The sequence below is a fragment of the Ottowia pentelensis genome (assembly GCF_964341695.1).
The window spans coordinates 2064683-2079466 of the sequence record NZ_OZ224513.1 but is presented as its reverse complement, the minus strand read 5'-3'; the positions used below and the strand labels follow the sequence as shown (position 1 = coordinate 2079466).

Here is a 14784-nt window from a genome sequence, read left to right as displayed (position 1 = left end):
CGCGGCCAGTACCCGTCCCTCAGCCGGTAGACTGTGCGGCGCGTCAGGCCCAGCGCGTCGGCCGCTTCGCTGACCGATTGCCCCCGCACGAAAACCAGCAAATCGGGCGGCGCCGATTCCGGGCCGCTGGCGCGCCCGGAGGGCGTTGGACTACCGCTGGTAGCCACCGCGCTCCGATCGGCGCTTGTACCCCTGTGCAAAACGCGCAATTTGGCGCCGGCACCGCACATCGGCCTCTCCATCTCGGTTTTCATCTTTGTTTCTCCTCGCGCCAGCCGCCGGTGCGGCGGTCCAGCCGGTACAGCACGCGCGGCAGGCTCTCGCAGGTGGCGAGGCGAAACGCCAGCGCCGGCTCGGCCTCGGCCAGCATGTAGGCGCCGTCGCGCGCCAGGCTGGCCGTGCGCACGTCGCCGGCGCCAAAGCGCAGCAGCGTCTTCCAGGCGCCGCTGGTGTTGACCTGCAGCTGCAGCTCGGTGGACTCCGTGCCTGGCATGGCGCTCACTCCGGGCTGACGCCGTTGAGGTGGTTGATGGCGGCCAGGCAGGTGCCGGCCGAATAGCGCAGCTCGCCGGCCCAGGCAAGCTGATCGGCTTCGTGCGGGTCGTTCACGGCGGATGCCAACGCGGTGTTGAGCTCGATCGTGCGGGCCATGCTGGACATGTCGGCCGCGGCGGCGGACAGGTCTTCGATGCAGTCCTCGCGCCTCATGCCGCCACCTGCACCATGGCGTTGTCGTCCTGCGTCACGTCCTTGATCACGGCGTTCACGGCCTTCTCGACCTCGCCGTCCACGCTCTTGATCAGCACCTCGTCGCTGTCGGCGGCCACGGTCACGCCCAGGCGCTTGAGGGTCTTGGCGTCCAGCTTTTCCAGCGCCTTGGCCACCGGGCGCTCGGTGCGGTTGATCAGCATCTCCTGCTGCTCCTCGGTCAGCTCGCCGGCTTCGGTCAGCTTCTTGATGCGCTCGATCAGCTGCGCGTCGCACGGCCAGCTCATGCGCCCGGGCGACTTCTTGAGGCCGTACTTCAGGCCCGCCACCACGTAGCTGCGCGGGCTTTTGAACATGTCGGGGTGGGCCTCGATCAGCTCGCGCAGGCGGTTGTGCTCGGCCGCCACCTTGCGCGCGGCCAGGCGGATGGCGGGCATGCGGCCCTGCTTGATGGTGTCGACCTCGGCCTGCAGCGTGTGCAGCAGGGCCGACAGCGCCTCGCGCGTGGCGCTCAGCAGCTCGGCGCGTTTTTGAAAGTCCAGTTGCGTGGTCATGCTTGCTCCTTTGGCTCGGTGGGTTGGGATGCGGGGGCGCGCGCCGCCTTGGCGCGCTCGATCTCGGCGCGCATGGCGCGCACGGTGTGTGAGGTGCCGGGCTTGGGCGCGGCGGCGGCCAGGTCGGCCACGCGCTCGCCCGCCGTGGCGATGGGCAGCGCCAGCGGCACCAGGCCGGGCACCACGTCCGTCACCTTCACCGCCGCGCCCTTGGCGTGCGCGGCCTGGCGGGCGCGGCGCGCCTGCTCGCGCTCATTCTCGGCCGCCGCCTCGTGCCGCTCGGCCAGGCCGGCCAGGATCGCGAACAGGTAGCCGTGGCCCTTCATGGGCAGCTCCAGGCGGCCGGCGTCGCGCGCGGCCAGCATCTGGTCGATGGCCTCGGCCCAGGCCGGCAGCGGCGCGGCCCAGTCGCGGCCCTTGTGGGTGATGGCGGCGCGCTCCAGCTCGGGCAGCAGCTCCAGCAGCAGCTTGATCTTCTTGCGCGCCGTCAGGCGCTGGCGGGCGGGCTGAAACAGCTGCACGTACTGCAACACCCTTGCGCCCAGCGGAATGCTGACGGCCGCCAGCCGCGCCAGCGCGCGCTGGTCGCTCTCGTGGCTGAACAGGGTCATCAGGTCCAGCTCGGCGCCGCAGTTGGGGCAGGACAGGTCGGTCATGCTCAGCACCTCACCCCGCGCGTGGCGTATTGCTTGTGGTCGTCGGCGCCGGCGCGCGCCGGCTCCCAGCGCGGCGGCTGCCAGGCGGGGCCGTGCAGCACGTTGCGCCGCGGCGGCGGGGTCACCGGGCCGGCATGGACAGGGCGGCGGCGCACGGCAGCCTGCTCGGCGGCGCGGTCGCGCGGCGGCAGGGCGCCGTCCAGGCGGGCCGGCAGCAAGTCGGCGCCATGGTCGGCCAGCCAGGTTTGTGCGGCGGGCGTCAGGCGCCACACGCCGACGCGCGTGGCGGTGGCGGTGTTGACCAGCCAGTTGCAGTCGCGCAGCCAGCGCAGGCGCCGGCCCAGCAGGTGCGCGCTGGTCTGCACGCCCAGCGTGTCGCTCAGCAGATCGAGCAGGCCGTCGATGCCGACGCAGCCGTCCCGCGCGGCGGCGCGCACGATGATGGCGTTGACGGCGCTCAGCCACTGCGGCGCGGGCGCGGTTTTGGGCAGACGGGCGCCGCTCATGCCAGACCCCCCGCCAGCGCCGGCAGCAGGCGCCACAGCAGCGGGCCGGCCACGATCAGCAGCACCAGCGCGGCGCAGGCCAGCAGCGGGCGCCAGGCGCTGGGCGCGCGCCGGTACGGGCCCTGCACCGGGTTGCGCCAGGCGGGGGTCTTGAAGGCCTCGTCGGTGGTGCGCGGCCACCTTCTGGCGCTCTCGCGCCCGGTGATGGGGGCCTCGATGGCGGCGTGCGCCTCGCGCTCGTTGCGCGGCGCGTGCAGCCAGAAGCCGTTGTTTTGCCAGCCGGCCTGCTCGGCCTGCTGCTCCCTCCATTCCTGGTGCACGGCGTTCATGCGGCACCGCCTTTCTTGCGCAGGCAGATGGCGCTGACGGCGCGCGCGCCGGGCCAGTCGGCCAGGGTTTGCGTGATGGCCTCGCAGCCGTCCCTGAAGATGCCCTGCAGGCGCAGGCGCTGGCCCGTGCCCAGGGTGATGCGGATGAGGTAGGCGTGCATGGTGTTCTCCTCTCGGTGTTCGGGTTCAGCAATGCGCGATGACGCTGGCGTCCACGCGCGGGGCGCCCACGGCGGCGGCGGCGTTCATGGCGCGCGCCAGCAGGTTGTGCACCGCCAGCGGGTAGCAGGTGCTCACGGCCCCCTCGCCCGGCTTGGCGCCGCGCGGCGTGCGGATCAGCCGCTGGCGCAGCGCGCCGAAGGCGTCGGGCGTGAAGACGTCGGCCTCGGTCAGCTCGAAGCGGCCGAACTTGTGCGACACATAGGCCTCCAGCTCGCCATCGAGCGGCGGCAGCTCCACCACCTCGCAGCGCTGCATCACCTCGCGCACCTCGGGGTTCTGGCTGTGCAGCACGTGGCGCAGCTCGGGCTGGGCGATCAGCGCCACGCCGATGACGCGCGCCATGCCGTCCTTCAATTCAAGAAAGCGCTTGAGGTGCTTCAAGGTGGCCAGCGGCAGGCAGTGCGCCTCCTCGATCAGCAGCAGGTGGCGCCGCCCGGCGCGGCGGCTGGCCTTGAGCAGCTCGTGCAGCTGGGCAAAGCGCGCCTGCGGGCTGCTCTTGATCTTGAGCTGCGGGTCCAGCGCGTAGGCAATCGCCTCGGCAATGTGCGTGCTGCGCAGCGTCTTGCCCTTGCTGTCGCTGGCCTCCATGGCCAGCACGTAGGGCTTGATCACCAGCACCTCGCGCCCCTCGTCGAGGATGCGCTGCTCCAGCTCTTCGACCAGCGTGGTCTTGCCGGCGCCCGACTCGCCCACGATGGCGACGAAGCCGTGGTTCTGCGCCGCGTCCAGCAGCGCCGCGCGGGCGTAGCGCACCGCCGGGCTCTGATACACGTCGTCGCGCGTCTGCACGTCGTCGACAAAGGGCGAGCGCGGCAGCTTGAAGTGCGCCAGCGCCTTGGCGGTCAGGGGGGTGTTTTGCAGTAACATGGGCTCTTCCTTCTCGGTTGGGTTTTGGTGATCACACTCGGGTTGGGAACTCGGCGCCCTGCAGGCGGCAATCTGCGGGGCGCTTTCTTTTGCGCGGCCCGCTGGGCGGGCCGGGGCCTTCTCCCTCCCCCGCTGGGGGAGGGTTGGGGTGGGGGCCAGCAGCGCCGCCATCACTGCAGCGTCCGGTTGGCCGCCGCCTCGGCCTCCAGCTCGCCGGCGCAGGCGCGCAGCAGGTCGGCCACCGGCTGCTGCAGATGCAGGTGGCTGGCAAACTGGCCGGCGATCTGCACACAGGCGCCGATGACGTGCACCGGGTCGACGCCGGCGCCGGCGTCGGACAGCGTCTGCAGCAGCAGGCGCAGCGCGCCCGCGTGTGCGGGCTCCGGTTGCGCCGGGGCGGGGGTGGCTTTGGTTTTCATGCTTGACTCCGGGTGGTTGGGGTGATCAGTCGTGGGCGGCATCGCTGCCCACCACGCGCAGGCCGGCGCGCACGGTCAGGCGCTGGCGCAGCGCCTCGATCTGGTCCTCGGGCACCTGGCCATCGGGGTACCACTGGCCCAGCAGCGCAAAGCGCTCGGGGCCCATGGCCACGCCCTGGGCGGCCAGCTGCTGGGCGGCGGCAAACAGGGGCAGCAGGCGCGCCACCTGCTGCGCCGCGCGCAGATCGCTGAGGGCCGCCGTTTGCACGGGCTTGGCCTCGGGCAGCAGGCGTGCGGGCATGTCTTGCTGGCCCAGGTGGCTGTGCGCGACGGCGCCGCGGCCGTCGTTGAGCCGCGCAAAAGGGCGCGCGTTTTTCCTCTTGTGCTCCTCGGCCTGCTCGCGCGTGGTGCCTTCGCCCCAGGCCACGGCGGCCAGCTGGGCCTGCGCGGCCTCGGCGGCGGTGGTGGGCGCGCGTCGGTAGGCGTCGCCGATCACCACGTTGTCCAGCGGCCGGCCAAAGGCGTCGAACTCGCGCACGGGCGTCACCTCGATGTAGCGCTCTTGCCCGTCGGCGGCGGGCAGCAGCAGGCGCAGCGCGCAGTCGGCCAGCAGCAAGGGCTGCACCACCAGCTTCTGGCCGTTGTAGATTTGATCGGCCCAGGGCTGCAGGTCGTACAGCTCGCTCTTGCCCGACTGCGGGTGCACGAAGGTGATGCGGCTGTCGCGCACCTGGCGCGTGTCCTCGCGCCCGGTCATGAACCAGGCGCACACCTTCTTGTCGGGCATGCGCACCAGCGCCTCGGGCGTTTGCAAGATCAGGCTCCACAGGTCATCGCGCACGCGCGCCACGCCGTCATCGCCGCGCACGCGGCTGTCCACGTGCTGAATGGCGTTGGCGTTGTAGTCGCGCACCCAGGCCAGGGCCGCGTCGTTGAGCTGCGCCACGGTCTGCACCGGCTCGGCACGAAGGCGGCTTTCAAACTGGCGCTCAACGATGTAGTTGGCGCTCTCGACCCCGCCCTTGGCCCATGCGTGGTGCGTGGCGTGCACCTCGTGGCGCACGCCCAGCGCGTCCAGCAGGCGCCGAATGCCCACGCTGGTGTTGGCGCTGCCCTTGTCCCACAGCAGCAGCTTGGGCACGCCATGCGACAGGCGCCCGTCCTGCTGGCCCCAGGTCCACAGCAGAAACTCGAACAGGCTGGCCTGGTTCTCGCCCGCGGCCTCGAAGTAGCGCACGTCGATCGAGCGGCTGGCGTGGTCGTAGCGCGTGTAGCGCCACACCTTGAGCAGCACCTTGTCCATGGCGGCGGGCTTGTTCTTGTTGAACTCGCTCTCGTGCATCACGCGCTGCTCGCCACCCATGTAGTACACCAGGCACAGCGACGGGTCGATCTGGTGCACGTGGTTGGGGTGCAGGCTGCGCATGCGGATGTGGTTGCGCGCCGCCACCTGGCTGCCGATGTCCACCAGGCGCTCGCGCATCAGCGTGGCCACGCGGCCAGGCGAGACGTTGATGTCGAAGCCGTTTTGTGCCGCCACGTCCATCGCCACCTCGATCGGCATGGTGGCGGTGCCGCGCGCGTTCTGGCGCATGCTTTGGCTGCGCGCGCTGGCCATGAAGTGGATGGCCCCGTCGTCCAGGCGTGTGCGCCCCTTGTCGGCGCGTGGCTTGCGCTCGGGCGCATAGCCGGCGTAGGTGCGCAGGTGGCGGTGCAGCGTGGCCAGGGTGTAGTGGCGCTCGCGCAAGAACTCGCGCTTGAGCGGCGTGGCCTGGCCATGCCCCGCGCGCAGCAGCGCGTCGCGCAGGGCAATCAGCGCGGCCACTTCGTCGGGGGCGATGGGGGCGGCCATGGCGCTTCAGCCCTTGTCGCTGTACGCGCCCAGCGTCTTGTCAAAGGTCACGCGCTCGCGGCCAAGGTCGCGCTCGGCGCGCTCCAGCGCGGCCTGATAGACCTCGGCCATGTGGCCCAGCGCCGCCTGGTAGCGCGGCGTTTCGGTGTCGGGCAGCTCCTGCGCGGTGGCAAACAGCGTGATGCGGCAGGTTTCCAGCTCGCTCACGGCCGTGGCCAGCTTGCGGCCGGCGGCGGCCACCTGCTCGGCCAGCGGCTGCAGGGCGTCGGGCCAGTCGGTGACGGCGACCACCTTGGACTTGGTTTTGAGCTTGAGGGCGACGACCTCCTGATGCAGCTCGGCATTGACGGCCTGCATGCGCTCGCGCTCGGCCAGGGTCTTGCGCAGCTCGGCACGCAGCACGCTGGCGGGCTTCTTGTCGATTTCGTCCAGGCGCTCCAGCGTCTCGGCAATCACCTCGTCGTCCTCGTCCATGAACTCCAGCAGCACGCTGGCGTTCTTGACCTGGCCGGCCAAAACGGCCACCGTGGCCGATTTGGCGACACGCTTGGCAACCCCCATGAAACGACGGGCCGAGCGCGTCGAAAAGCCCATCAGCTCCACCCGGCGCTCAAAGTCACCGTGCGCCGTCAGCTCCTTGAGCATCAGCAGGCGCTTGCCCACCTCCAGGTACATCTCGACGGTGCGCTCCTGGTAGAAGCGGATTTCATCCTCCAGCCGGCCCACGGTGACGGCGCCGCCGTAGCCGAACTGGATGGCCAGGGTGTCGGCGGCCTCTTGCTGCTGCTGCTGGATGACGGCCAGCGCGGCGGCGTCGTCGTTGAGGCGGTCGAACGCCTCGGGGCGGGTGGGGTCTGGCACCGGCTGGGCAACCGGGTTGGCCTTGCGTCCTTGCATGTTTTCTCTCTCTGTCAGTGGTTGGTGTTGGTGTAGTTGTGGCGCTGGTCGGCCAGCTGGCGGCCGGCGGCGTCAAAGGCGGCCTGCACCTTGAAGGCCAGGCGCCCGACGTGGGCGTTGATGCAGTAGTGGCCGCTGTCGAGCTTCTTGACCCAGCCGGCGGCGATCAGCGCGGCGGCCAGGCGCGTGACCTGCGCCGGGCTGATGCGGGCGGCCTCGGCCAGCGCCTTGTTGGGCAGGCCCAGCGGCACGGCGCCGGCCAGCGCCTCGACGAGGGCCAGCGCGCCGTGCACGCTGGCGTAGGCGGTGTCAGTCATGGCGCGGCCCTTTCACCGGGGCCGACGCCGGGGCGCTGGCGGCCGGCGCGGGCGCGCTGGCGGGCAGCGGGCGCGGGTCCAGCCGCTCCCAGTCGATCGTCTGCTTGCGCCCGGTCAGCGCGCGCCAGACGTCGTCCAGGCTGACGGGCCAGCCGCTGGCCTGCGCGGGCGCCAGGGCGGCGCACAGCAGCGCGGCGGCGATGCGGGGGGCGGCGCCGCTCATGCCGCGCGCTCCAGCTCGCGCTGGCACCGGATTTCGGCGGTGATGGACAGGTTGACGATGCGCGCCTCGCACTTGCGCGCCAGCGCCAGGCAGCGTCGGCGCGGAAACTCGGCCAGCGACGGCGCGCTGCGCGCGGTGTCGGCGGCGCGCTTCAGCCACCAGGCGCGGCGCTGCGCGGTCTCTTGGGCGGCGTCAAAGAGCTGTTGGTCGGTCATGATCCGAAGTCCAGTTGCGGGTCGGAGAACCCGGAGACGTTGAAGTGGTGGTGCGCCACCGCCTGCAGGTGCTCGCGCAGGGCGGCCAGCACGGGTTCGGCGTCGGCGCTGCCGTTGCTTTGATAGAAGTCGTGCAGCAGCGCCACGGCGTGCTGAAAGTCGGCGCCCAGCTGCACCAGGTCGCCCTGCTCGGCGCCCTTGCCGATGGGCATGTCCACCAGCAGCTTGCGGCGGCTGGCGGCCAGCCAGCGCGTGGCCAGGTCGATCCCGCACACGTGCTCGTAGGCCGGCAGCAGCACCAGCGGAAAGCGCCCCGACTGAATCCACTTGTACAGCGCCCAATGGTCTTCCAGGCCCATCAGCTCGGCGATGCGCTCGACGCCCAGGTTCTTGGCCTCGCGGGCGTATTCCTTGGTTTGGGCCAGCGCGTCGCGCAAGGTGGCGGGCCGCTGACGCTTCCAGAAGCGGGCGCGGGCTGCGGTAAGGCGGGAGGTCATGACGGCTGGCCTTCCAAACAAAAAGCCGGCGTGGGGCTGGGCAAGCAGGCCCCGGCGCGGGACGATGCGGCCGTCCACCACAAGGAGACAGACATGGATGAAGCAATCGAGGACCTGAGGGGCCGCATCGACGGTGTGGCGCAAGCGCTGATGTGGATCGCGGCCGGGCTGGAGATGGCGGGCGTCATGGACGGCCCCCGCATGAGCGCCGCATGGCGCGCCAGGCAAGTGCCAGCGGGCACCAGCGCGACGCTGGCGGCGGCGTCGCTGCGCACGCTGGGGCAGATGGCTGATGAGCTGGATGCGGCGCGCGCGGCTCGCCGATCACGGGGCGATCCGGCATGAAGCCGAATTCGTCTGGCGCAGGAGCTGGACGACGCACGTAGCTGGCGCCAAGCACGGGGGCACCGGTGACGAAGCCGGCGGCGTCGCGCGCTGGGTTAGGATGACGCTGGGGCATGGCCGGGGCTCAGGCGGCCAGTTGCTCGGGGTCGGCCTTCAGGCCGAGCTTGACGGCAATCTCGTGCGACTGGCCGTAGCGGCCCTTCTCGTAGCCGTTGAGCAGCCGAATCACCTTGCGCGGGCTGTAGCCGTGCTCGCGCGCCCAATCGGTGAAAGTCATGCCGTTGGCGCGGAACTTCGCCTTGACCTGGTCCGTGGTCAGCGGTTTGGTTGTTGGTGACATAGGTTTGAGTTGTTGGGTTTTGGTAGGTGGATTATGGTATGCGATTGCGTACCTTGTCAATTGTTGAGATACGCATATGGGTATTGGCGGCCGACTGCGGGAGGAGCGCGAGCGACTGGGCGCAAACCAGGAAACGTTCGGCGCGCTGGCGGGCGTGCGCAAGCAAGCGCAGTTGCTCTACGAAAAAGGTGAGCGCTCGCCGGATGCCGCCTACCTGGCCGCCATTGCCGCCGCCGGCGCCGACGTGCTCTACATCCTCACGGGCCGGCGCAGCCAGGCCGTGCCCCCGCAAGAGTTACTCCCCGAAGGCGACCGCATCCTGTTGGACAACTTCCATCACGCACCCGAGGGAGTGCAGGCGGGCGTCAAACAAACACTTGGCGCGTTCGCGCCTGCGCCCGTGAAGGGCCGACGTGGGCGAGCGGCGTGACGGATGGCGCGCAGACCATGAGCACGCTATCCGCCGGCGGCATCACGCTGACGATCGAGTGCTGTGCGGTCAATCCGTTGGAAACCGAGGAATACAAGCTGGATCGCCGTGCGACGGGACTGCGCCGGGCGGGAGATTGGGACGGTGCCATTGCTGCGCTGCGCCAGCGCAAGGCGCTGATGGGCGAACAGTGGATGGACGACAAGCTGGCGAAGTACTTGCAGCGCGCCGGGCGCTTTGATGAGGCGATGGCTGAAATCCAGTGGCTGCTCGATCACAGCCAGGCGCGGGCGCGGCGGGCCCTGGGGCATCAACCCGTGAGCGCGCAGCAAGCGGGCCATGCCACGCATTGCATGCTCGTTCATCGGGCCGCCGCGCTGATCTGCCAGCGCGAGCGCCGGGCCGATCTGCAGGCGCACCACGAACACCTGGCCGAGCGCTACGGCGCCATCCGGCAGCGCCTGGCGCCGATCGCCCGCGCCGAGATGAAGGCGGCGCTGGCGCAGCGTCTGAAGGCTGACAAGATCAATAGAGGAGAGAGGCGATGAGCAAACGAACGTTTCAGGTGCGCTTTGCGCGCCCGGTGGTGGGCGCGGATGCGGCGCCGCTGGCGCCGACGCTGCGCGAGCTGTCGGGCGCGCACGGCGCGCATTTGCCGGCCCACGACGTGGGCGGCGAGCGCTATCAGGTGCGCGACCTGGTGCGCACAGGCAGCGTGTGGCGGGGCGTGTTTGGCAAGCTGCGCGATGACGCGCCGCACCTGGTCAACGGCGCCGACGAGGAGCGCGAGTTGCCGCTGGCCGATGGCGACCGGCTGCTGGAGAAGTGCCACTGGCTGTACCGCGAGCGCGGCAACCTGCTGGTGTGGCAGCTCAATCGCGCGTCGGGTGGCCTGACGCGCTTCGAGAACTACCTGAGCCACTTGACGGGCGTGCTGGTGCAGGCGCCTCCCATCATGAACACGGGCCAGATCGAGGAGGTGCTGAACCACCGCGTGTACGAGATTTCATACGGCTACGACCGGCCGCCCGCGCTGGATGCGGGTGCGCCCCGGTGGAATCAGCAGCAGTTCGACAAGATGCGTGCGCTGGACGCGGGGCATGCCAAGTTTGAGTTTCGCGCCCAGCGCAAGGGCCAGCTGACCGAGCGCGCCAAGGAGATGGTGCGCGAGGCGATCGGCCTGACTGGGGTGCGCAAGGTTCGCGTGCGCCTGACCGACCACGATGACCCCATAGAGTTGTTCGCCGCACCGCTCAAAGATAAGATCAGCGTGGAGGTCTTGGGCCGCTACCCGGCCGCAAGCGACGTGTTTGCCGAACTTGAGGATGCCTATGATCGCAATCGCTCCCACATCGGCGCCGCCGATGCGCCAGCTTGATGGCGCCGCGGCCATGCGCCCCTTGCTTGCCCCGCTGCTGGCCGCGCTGCTTGCGGTGGCGGCCGGCGCCTGGCAGGGCTGGCCGCCGGCGCTGGGCGACGCAGCGGCGGTGCTGGCGTTCGCGGGCGCCCTGGCGGCGGTGGCCACGACGATGCTGGGTTTCATCCTGGCGGCGCTGGCGGTGGTGGCCAGCGTGGCGCACACGCCGCTGATGCAGCGCATGCGGCAAACAGGCCACTACGGCGACTTGCTGCACACGATGTTCTATGCGGGCGCGGCGTTCCTGGCCATCGACGTGGGCGCGTTTGCACTGCTGTTTGGCGCGGCGGCCGGCCACGGCGTGATGTTGCTGATGCTGGGCCTGCATGCGGCGGCGCTGGTGCTGCTGGTGGACACGGGGCGCAAGTTTCGGCTGGTGCTGGTGAACCTGTGAGGGCATTGCTGCCATGATGATTTCGCGTACTTGCCGGGTTTTCGCTTTTGGGTTGACCGCCCTGCTGCTGGCCGCGCCGGCGATGGCGCAAATCTACAAGTGCCCGGACGCCAGCGGGCGCACGGTGATTCAGCAGGTGCCGTGCATGGGGGGCAAGACGATGAATGTGCGACCGGCCAGTGGTCACGATCCGGCGCGCGCGCCCGTGCTGGCGCCGGCCGATGCGGCCGCCGGCGGCGGCGCTGCCGCGGCCAAGCCGATGACCGAGGCCGAGCGCATCAACGCCCGCACCGAGGCCAGCCAGCGCGATCGACGGCGCGACGAGCTGGAGCACCGGGGCGTGCCCAGCGCGGACGCGGCGGTGGGCGCCACGCGGCGCAACTGCCGGGCAGAAATGGCGCGGCTGGAGTCGGAGCGCGGCACGGCCAACAACAACCTGGCCGGGGCGACCTTTCTGCAGTCGCTGGCCACGCAGGAGCAGGCGCTGCAAACGCGCTGCGCCGCCGAAGAGCGCACGCGCCGCGACGACTATCAGCGCCTGCTGGCCGAGTGCAAGGCGCTGGGCGGCTGCAAGAACTTTCACTGACGCCCACCCCTAACTGACCCGCGTCATTTAGCCCGCCCCGCGCGCGCGCGGCACCATGCCGTGCATGAGCCCTGACGCGCGCCGCTGCGGCACCTGCCACCACTTTTCAACGCTGCGCGCCTCGCTGCGCGCGCATGGCTTTGGCCACTGCGCCTTTGCCCCCGAGTGGCGGCAGATGAGCCGCAGCGCGCGCTGCGCCTTCAACCCCGCCCGCTGGAGCCCCGCGCCATGAACCTGTTCGACCTCTCGCTTTTTTCGGGTGCCCTGCGCCGCCTGGCGCGCGCGCGCATGGCCGATTGGGTGGTGGCGGCGCTGCTGCTGTCGGCGCTGGTGTGGCTGATGGCGCCGCAGCAGATTCCGGTGTCGGTCTACAAGCTGAGCCTGGTGGCGCTGGCCGCCGTGTGCGGCTGGTGGATCGACCGCAGCCTGTTCCCCTATGCGCGGCCCGAGTTTTACCTGGAGCCGCCGCCCGAGATGGGCGAGGCGCGGGCCGAGACGGCGTTTACCGACGTGCACGTGCTGAGCTTTGCCGAGCCGGTGGGCGGCCTGCTGCCCGAGCACGCGGCCCTGCTGGGCCGCGCGGCCATGCTGCGCCGCGCCATCATCGTGGCGGCCACCATGCTGGCCGTGGGGCTGGGCGCATGAGCCGCAAATTGACCGCGCCGGCGCGCTGGGCCGTGGTGCTGGTGGCGGCCGCGCTGGCGACGGCGCTGGGCTATGCGCTGGCCGAGGCGGCGCCGCCGCAGCCGCCGGCCGCGGCCTGCGGCGCCATGGCGCGGGCCTATTTTGGCTATGGCTATGCGCGCGGGCAAGAGGACGTGCTGGGCGGCGCCACCGTGGTGGGCCAGGCCGACCGCTACGTGCTGCCGCCGATCACCGACGAGGACCGCCGGCGCTGGCGCGCGGCGCACGCGGCGGCGCGCGCGGCCTGGCTGGGGGCGCAGCGGTGAGGGCCGCCGCGCGCTGCGCGCTGGCGCTGGCCGCTGCCCTGGTGCTGCTGGCGCTGGCTGCCACGGCGGCGCTGGCGCAGGTGCCGCCCGAGGCGGCGCGCTACCGCCAGGCGCTGCTGCGCGCGGCGCATGCCCAGTGGGGCCTGCAGGCGCCGGTGGCGGCGCTGGCCGCGCAGGTGCACCAGGAAAGCGCCTGGAACCCGCAGGCCGTGAGCCGCGTGGGCGCGCGCGGGCTGGCGCAGTTCATGCCGGCCACGGCGCGCTGGTGGTGCGGGCGCGAGGCGATCGCGCCCGAAGACTGCCTGCCGCACAACCCCGCCTGGGCGCTGCGCGCCATGGTGGGCTACGACAAATTCTTGTTTGACCGCGCGCCGCCGCGCCTGGGCGCCTTTGACCGCCTGTGGCTGGCGCTGCGCGGCTACAACGGCGGCGAGGCGCATTGGCGCGCCGAGGGCGCGGCCACCGGCCTGAGCGAGCCGACGCGCGCGCAGATCGACGCCGCCTGCGGCAGCGCGCGGCGCGCGGCGCTGCACTGCCGCGAGAACCTGGGCTACCCGGCGCGCATCTTGCAGGTGCTGCAAGCACGTTACGCCGGCTGGGGGCCGGTGTGGACGGAGGCGGCGCCGTGATGGGGCTGGTCAACGTGGTGGCCGGGCTGGCGCTGGCCGCCGTGGCGATGTTCGGCATCACCAGCTGCCAGGAGCACTACCGCGAGCAGGGCCGGGTGGCCGTGCGCGCCGAATGGATCGAGGCCGACAAGGCGCGCGAGCTGCGCGAGACGGCCGCAACGCTGGCGCGCGAGAAGTCCGAGCGCGCCAAGGAACAACGGCAAACCCAGGAGGCCGAAGCCAATGCCCTTGCAGCCACTCAACGCGAGGCGGCTTTGCGCGACCGCCTGGATACCGTTGTGCGCAGCCATGATGGGCTGCAGCGCGAGCTTGCCCGCGCCAACGCCGCCAGCGGCGATCGCCGTGCAGCCGGCACGTGCCCCGCTGCCGACGCCGAGGCTGATGCAGCGGCCACGGCCCGAGGCGTTCTTGGAGCGTGCGCAGACCGATATCGAGCAATGGCGGCAGACGCTGCAGGGCTTGCCAGCCAGGTAGTGGGCCTGCAGGACCATGTGCTGGTGCTGCAGCCGGCGGCGCGCGCGCTGCTGACGCCGGCGCCGGAGGCGCTGCCATGAACGCCTTTTGGGACGGCTGGATTGCCGACGCGGTGCTGCTGCTGATGGTGGTGGCGCTGGCGATCTACATCTGGCGCCTGACGGAGATGCTCGACGGGGTGGCGCGCCGCCACGAGCTGCTGCAGCAAAGCATCGGCAGCCTGCCGCGCGCCGGCGAGATGACCGACCTGCGGGTGCAGGTGGCCAGCCTGGACGCCAAGCAGGCGTCGATGCTGGCGGAGGTGCATTCCACGCGCGCGGCGACGCGCCGCATCGAGGATTTTTTGTTGAGGGCAAGCCGCAAAGACCATGACTCCCAATTTTGAAAACCACCTCACCGCCGACCGCCGCCTGGTGGTGCTGCGCCTGCTGGCGGGCAGCACGGGCTACCAGGCCAACGCCTACATCATCGAGGCGGCGCTGGGCGACATGGGCCACCAGGTGAGCGGCGACCGCGTGGCGGCCGACCTGGCCTGGCTGGCCGAGCAGGGCCTGCTCTCCACCACCAGCGTGGCGGGGGTGACGATTGCCCACCTGAGCCCGCGCGGCCACGACGTGGCCTTCGGCAAGGCCATCGTGCCGGGCGTCAAGCGCCCGCAGCCGGATTGAAAGGAAGCCATCATGAACGACGCCCCTCGCGTGACCAATGAGCAGATCGACAACCTGATCGTGTCTGAAAAGTACCACCGCTTTCCAGGCACGACGGTGACCGTGTGCTGCCTGACGCTGCGCAATGGCTTCAACACGATCGGCGAGAGCGCCTGCGTGACGGCGAGCGCGTTCGACGAGGAAATCGGCAGGCGCATTGCGCGCGCGAACGCGCGCGAAAAAATCTGGGCGCTGGAGGGTTACCTCCTGCGGCAGATGCTGCATTCGGCGTCGCCAACGACGTACTGAC

General features: G+C 70.9%; 30 protein-coding genes and 1 pseudogene. 14 read left to right on the top strand and 17 right to left on the bottom strand.

From position 1 onward, the window contains the following. Positions 1-20 precede the first annotated feature (20 nt). The 16 genes and pseudogenes from ACWHMB_RS10215 to ACWHMB_RS10140 form a co-directional block, all read right to left on the bottom strand. Positions 21-230, bottom strand: a pseudogene (locus ACWHMB_RS10215) (hypothetical protein); the annotation flags it as partial. 20 nt (positions 231-250) lie between these two features. Further along, the gene (locus ACWHMB_RS10210; RefSeq protein ID WP_377483160.1) at positions 251-493 is read right to left on the bottom strand and encodes a hypothetical protein; all 243 of its coding nucleotides are present in this window, start codon (positions 491-493) and stop codon (positions 251-253) included. 5 nt (positions 494-498) lie between these two features. Then, positions 499-708: a hypothetical protein gene (locus ACWHMB_RS10205; protein WP_377483161.1), complete on the bottom strand. Its 210-nt coding sequence runs from the start codon at positions 706-708 to the stop codon at positions 499-501. Next, positions 705-1262, bottom strand: a complete 558-nt coding sequence (locus ACWHMB_RS10200) for a hypothetical protein (RefSeq protein WP_377483162.1) — start codon at positions 1260-1262, stop codon at positions 705-707. The genes ACWHMB_RS10205 and ACWHMB_RS10200 overlap by 4 nt, the downstream gene beginning before the upstream one ends. Further along, positions 1259-1918, bottom strand: a complete 660-nt coding sequence (locus ACWHMB_RS10195) for a hypothetical protein (RefSeq protein ID WP_377483163.1) — start codon at positions 1916-1918, stop codon at positions 1259-1261. Before ACWHMB_RS10195 ends, ACWHMB_RS10200 begins: the two co-directional genes overlap by 4 nt. Positions 1919-1920: 2 nt before the next feature. Next, a complete protein-coding gene (locus ACWHMB_RS10190; RefSeq protein ID WP_377483165.1) occupies positions 1921-2424 on the bottom strand; it encodes a hypothetical protein in 504 nt (167 codons plus the stop codon). Then, positions 2421-2753: a hypothetical protein gene (locus ACWHMB_RS10185; protein ID WP_377483167.1), complete on the bottom strand. Its 333-nt coding sequence runs from the start codon at positions 2751-2753 to the stop codon at positions 2421-2423. Before ACWHMB_RS10185 ends, ACWHMB_RS10190 begins: the two co-directional genes overlap by 4 nt. Continuing rightward, positions 2750-2914, bottom strand: a complete 165-nt coding sequence (locus ACWHMB_RS10180; RefSeq protein WP_377483169.1) for a hypothetical protein — start codon at positions 2912-2914, stop codon at positions 2750-2752. The genes ACWHMB_RS10185 and ACWHMB_RS10180 overlap by 4 nt, the downstream gene beginning before the upstream one ends. Positions 2915-2939: 25 nt before the next feature. Further along, positions 2940-3842: an ExeA family protein gene (locus ACWHMB_RS10175; RefSeq protein WP_377483171.1), complete on the bottom strand. Its 903-nt coding sequence runs from the start codon at positions 3840-3842 to the stop codon at positions 2940-2942. A 170-nt stretch (positions 3843-4012) separates the two neighbouring features. Further along, positions 4013-4261 (bottom strand): hypothetical protein, encoded by a 249-nt coding sequence (locus tag ACWHMB_RS10170; RefSeq protein WP_377483173.1) that lies wholly within the window; start codon positions 4259-4261, stop codon positions 4013-4015. A 25-nt stretch (positions 4262-4286) separates the two neighbouring features. After that, positions 4287-6113 carry a transposase gene (locus tag ACWHMB_RS10165; RefSeq protein WP_377483176.1) on the bottom strand — a complete coding sequence of 609 codons (1827 nt, stop codon included), beginning with the start codon at positions 6111-6113 and terminating at the stop codon, positions 4287-4289. A 6-nt stretch (positions 6114-6119) separates the two neighbouring features. After that, complete coding sequence (locus ACWHMB_RS10160; RefSeq protein WP_377483179.1) at positions 6120-7010, bottom strand: hypothetical protein; 891 nt, start codon at positions 7008-7010, stop codon at positions 6120-6122. A gap of 14 nt (positions 7011-7024) precedes the next feature. After that, positions 7025-7327 (bottom strand): helix-turn-helix domain-containing protein, encoded by a 303-nt coding sequence (locus tag ACWHMB_RS10155; RefSeq protein ID WP_377483181.1) that lies wholly within the window; start codon positions 7325-7327, stop codon positions 7025-7027. Next, positions 7320-7550: a hypothetical protein gene (locus ACWHMB_RS10150; protein WP_377483184.1), complete on the bottom strand. Its 231-nt coding sequence runs from the start codon at positions 7548-7550 to the stop codon at positions 7320-7322. The genes ACWHMB_RS10155 and ACWHMB_RS10150 overlap by 8 nt, the downstream gene beginning before the upstream one ends. Then, positions 7547-7765, bottom strand: a complete 219-nt coding sequence (locus ACWHMB_RS10145) for a hypothetical protein (protein ID WP_377483186.1) — start codon at positions 7763-7765, stop codon at positions 7547-7549. The genes ACWHMB_RS10150 and ACWHMB_RS10145 overlap by 4 nt, the downstream gene beginning before the upstream one ends. Beyond that, complete coding sequence (locus tag ACWHMB_RS10140; RefSeq protein WP_377483189.1) at positions 7762-8262, bottom strand: hypothetical protein; 501 nt, start codon at positions 8260-8262, stop codon at positions 7762-7764. Before ACWHMB_RS10140 ends, ACWHMB_RS10145 begins: the two co-directional genes overlap by 4 nt. A gap of 93 nt (positions 8263-8355) precedes the next feature. Here ACWHMB_RS10140 and ACWHMB_RS10135 point away from each other — a divergent pair, with 93 nt between their 5' ends. After that, positions 8356-8607: a hypothetical protein gene (locus ACWHMB_RS10135; protein WP_377483191.1), complete on the top strand. Its 252-nt coding sequence runs from the start codon at positions 8356-8358 to the stop codon at positions 8605-8607. A 124-nt stretch (positions 8608-8731) separates the two neighbouring features. Here ACWHMB_RS10135 and ACWHMB_RS10130 read toward each other — a convergent pair whose 3' ends face one another. After that, on the bottom strand, positions 8732-8947 hold the full coding sequence (locus tag ACWHMB_RS10130) for a DNA-binding protein (RefSeq protein WP_377483194.1): 216 nt from the start codon (positions 8945-8947) through the stop codon (positions 8732-8734). A gap of 76 nt (positions 8948-9023) precedes the next feature. On the opposite strand from ACWHMB_RS10130, the gene ACWHMB_RS10125 reads away from it, so the two are divergent. From ACWHMB_RS10125 to ACWHMB_RS10065, 13 genes are all read left to right on the top strand, one after another. Beyond that, on the top strand, positions 9024-9377 hold the full coding sequence (locus tag ACWHMB_RS10125; RefSeq protein ID WP_377483196.1) for a helix-turn-helix domain-containing protein: 354 nt from the start codon (positions 9024-9026) through the stop codon (positions 9375-9377). Beyond that, positions 9374-9925 (top strand): hypothetical protein, encoded by a 552-nt coding sequence (locus ACWHMB_RS10120; RefSeq protein ID WP_447648524.1) that lies wholly within the window; start codon positions 9374-9376, stop codon positions 9923-9925. Before ACWHMB_RS10125 ends, ACWHMB_RS10120 begins: the two co-directional genes overlap by 4 nt. Further along, positions 9922-10755 (top strand): DUF6731 family protein, encoded by an 834-nt coding sequence (locus tag ACWHMB_RS10115; RefSeq protein WP_377483200.1) that lies wholly within the window; start codon positions 9922-9924, stop codon positions 10753-10755. The genes ACWHMB_RS10120 and ACWHMB_RS10115 overlap by 4 nt, the downstream gene beginning before the upstream one ends. 13 nt (positions 10756-10768) lie before the next feature. Then, complete coding sequence (locus tag ACWHMB_RS10110) at positions 10769-11188, top strand: hypothetical protein (RefSeq protein ID WP_447648523.1); 420 nt, start codon at positions 10769-10771, stop codon at positions 11186-11188. 52 nt (positions 11189-11240) lie between these two features. Then, on the top strand, positions 11241-11774 hold the full coding sequence (locus tag ACWHMB_RS10105) for a DUF4124 domain-containing protein (RefSeq protein ID WP_377483206.1): 534 nt from the start codon (positions 11241-11243) through the stop codon (positions 11772-11774). Between the two features lie 64 nt (positions 11775-11838). Then, a complete protein-coding gene (locus tag ACWHMB_RS10100; protein ID WP_377483209.1) occupies positions 11839-12006 on the top strand; it encodes a hypothetical protein in 168 nt (55 codons plus the stop codon). Next, a complete protein-coding gene (locus ACWHMB_RS10095; protein ID WP_377483211.1) occupies positions 12003-12419 on the top strand; it encodes a putative holin in 417 nt (138 codons plus the stop codon). Before ACWHMB_RS10100 ends, ACWHMB_RS10095 begins: the two co-directional genes overlap by 4 nt. Then, on the top strand, positions 12416-12724 hold the full coding sequence (locus ACWHMB_RS10090; RefSeq protein WP_377483213.1) for a hypothetical protein: 309 nt from the start codon (positions 12416-12418) through the stop codon (positions 12722-12724). Before ACWHMB_RS10095 ends, ACWHMB_RS10090 begins: the two co-directional genes overlap by 4 nt. Then, positions 12721-13353, top strand: a complete 633-nt coding sequence (locus tag ACWHMB_RS10085) for a transglycosylase SLT domain-containing protein (protein WP_377483215.1) — start codon at positions 12721-12723, stop codon at positions 13351-13353. The genes ACWHMB_RS10090 and ACWHMB_RS10085 overlap by 4 nt, the downstream gene beginning before the upstream one ends. Beyond that, on the top strand, positions 13350-13907 hold the full coding sequence (locus ACWHMB_RS10080; RefSeq protein ID WP_377516424.1) for a hypothetical protein: 558 nt from the start codon (positions 13350-13352) through the stop codon (positions 13905-13907). Before ACWHMB_RS10085 ends, ACWHMB_RS10080 begins: the two co-directional genes overlap by 4 nt. Next, positions 13904-14212: a hypothetical protein gene (locus ACWHMB_RS10075; RefSeq protein WP_377483219.1), complete on the top strand. Its 309-nt coding sequence runs from the start codon at positions 13904-13906 to the stop codon at positions 14210-14212. Before ACWHMB_RS10080 ends, ACWHMB_RS10075 begins: the two co-directional genes overlap by 4 nt. Further along, positions 14196-14495: a VpaChn25_0724 family phage protein gene (locus tag ACWHMB_RS10070; RefSeq protein ID WP_377483221.1), complete on the top strand. Its 300-nt coding sequence runs from the start codon at positions 14196-14198 to the stop codon at positions 14493-14495. The genes ACWHMB_RS10075 and ACWHMB_RS10070 overlap by 17 nt, the downstream gene beginning before the upstream one ends. 12 nt (positions 14496-14507) lie before the next feature. Beyond that, a complete protein-coding gene (locus ACWHMB_RS10065; RefSeq protein WP_377483225.1) occupies positions 14508-14783 on the top strand; it encodes a Gp49 family protein in 276 nt (91 codons plus the stop codon). The last annotated feature ends 1 nt before the right edge of the window (position 14784 follow it).

Bases quoted from the DNA above. Each gene is read 5' to 3' on its own strand.
- ACWHMB_RS10210 (WP_377483160.1), bottom strand. From the start codon at position 493: ATGCCAGGCACGGAGTCCACCGAGCTGCAGCTGCAGGTCAACACCAGC.
- ACWHMB_RS10205 (WP_377483161.1), bottom strand. From the start codon at position 708: ATGAGGCGCGAGGACTGCATCGAAGACCTGTCCGCCGCCGCGGCCGAC.
- ACWHMB_RS10200 (WP_377483162.1), bottom strand. From the start codon at position 1,262: ATGACCACGCAACTGGACTTTCAAAAACGCGCCGAGCTGCTGAGCGCC.
- ACWHMB_RS10195 (WP_377483163.1), bottom strand. From the start codon at position 1,918: ATGACCGACCTGTCCTGCCCCAACTGCGGCGCCGAGCTGGACCTGATG.
- ACWHMB_RS10190 (WP_377483165.1), bottom strand. From the start codon at position 2,424: ATGAGCGGCGCCCGTCTGCCCAAAACCGCGCCCGCGCCGCAGTGGCTG.
- ACWHMB_RS10185 (WP_377483167.1), bottom strand. From the start codon at position 2,753: ATGAACGCCGTGCACCAGGAATGGAGGGAGCAGCAGGCCGAGCAGGCC.
- ACWHMB_RS10180 (WP_377483169.1), bottom strand. From the start codon at position 2,914: ATGCACGCCTACCTCATCCGCATCACCCTGGGCACGGGCCAGCGCCTG.
- ACWHMB_RS10175 (WP_377483171.1), bottom strand. From the start codon at position 3,842: ATGTTACTGCAAAACACCCCCCTGACCGCCAAGGCGCTGGCGCACTTC.
- ACWHMB_RS10170 (WP_377483173.1), bottom strand. From the start codon at position 4,261: ATGAAAACCAAAGCCACCCCCGCCCCGGCGCAACCGGAGCCCGCACAC.
- ACWHMB_RS10165 (WP_377483176.1), bottom strand. From the start codon at position 6,113: ATGGCCGCCCCCATCGCCCCCGACGAAGTGGCCGCGCTGATTGCCCTG.
- ACWHMB_RS10160 (WP_377483179.1), bottom strand. From the start codon at position 7,010: ATGCAAGGACGCAAGGCCAACCCGGTTGCCCAGCCGGTGCCAGACCCC.
- ACWHMB_RS10155 (WP_377483181.1), bottom strand. From the start codon at position 7,327: ATGACTGACACCGCCTACGCCAGCGTGCACGGCGCGCTGGCCCTCGTC.
- ACWHMB_RS10150 (WP_377483184.1), bottom strand. From the start codon at position 7,550: ATGAGCGGCGCCGCCCCCCGCATCGCCGCCGCGCTGCTGTGCGCCGCC.
- ACWHMB_RS10145 (WP_377483186.1), bottom strand. From the start codon at position 7,765: ATGACCGACCAACAGCTCTTTGACGCCGCCCAAGAGACCGCGCAGCGC.
- ACWHMB_RS10140 (WP_377483189.1), bottom strand. From the start codon at position 8,262: ATGACCTCCCGCCTTACCGCAGCCCGCGCCCGCTTCTGGAAGCGTCAG.
- ACWHMB_RS10135 (WP_377483191.1), top strand. From the start codon at position 8,356: ATGGATGAAGCAATCGAGGACCTGAGGGGCCGCATCGACGGTGTGGCG.
- ACWHMB_RS10130 (WP_377483194.1), bottom strand. From the start codon at position 8,947: ATGTCACCAACAACCAAACCGCTGACCACGGACCAGGTCAAGGCGAAG.
- ACWHMB_RS10125 (WP_377483196.1), top strand. From the start codon at position 9,024: ATGGGTATTGGCGGCCGACTGCGGGAGGAGCGCGAGCGACTGGGCGCA.
- ACWHMB_RS10115 (WP_377483200.1), top strand. From the start codon at position 9,922: ATGAGCAAACGAACGTTTCAGGTGCGCTTTGCGCGCCCGGTGGTGGGC.
- ACWHMB_RS10110 (WP_447648523.1), top strand. From the start codon at position 10,769: ATGCGCCCCTTGCTTGCCCCGCTGCTGGCCGCGCTGCTTGCGGTGGCG.
- ACWHMB_RS10100 (WP_377483209.1), top strand. From the start codon at position 11,839: ATGAGCCCTGACGCGCGCCGCTGCGGCACCTGCCACCACTTTTCAACG.
- ACWHMB_RS10095 (WP_377483211.1), top strand. From the start codon at position 12,003: ATGAACCTGTTCGACCTCTCGCTTTTTTCGGGTGCCCTGCGCCGCCTG.
- ACWHMB_RS10090 (WP_377483213.1), top strand. From the start codon at position 12,416: ATGAGCCGCAAATTGACCGCGCCGGCGCGCTGGGCCGTGGTGCTGGTG.
- ACWHMB_RS10075 (WP_377483219.1), top strand. From the start codon at position 13,904: ATGAACGCCTTTTGGGACGGCTGGATTGCCGACGCGGTGCTGCTGCTG.
- ACWHMB_RS10070 (WP_377483221.1), top strand. From the start codon at position 14,196: ATGACTCCCAATTTTGAAAACCACCTCACCGCCGACCGCCGCCTGGTG.
- ACWHMB_RS10065 (WP_377483225.1), top strand. From the start codon at position 14,508: ATGAACGACGCCCCTCGCGTGACCAATGAGCAGATCGACAACCTGATC.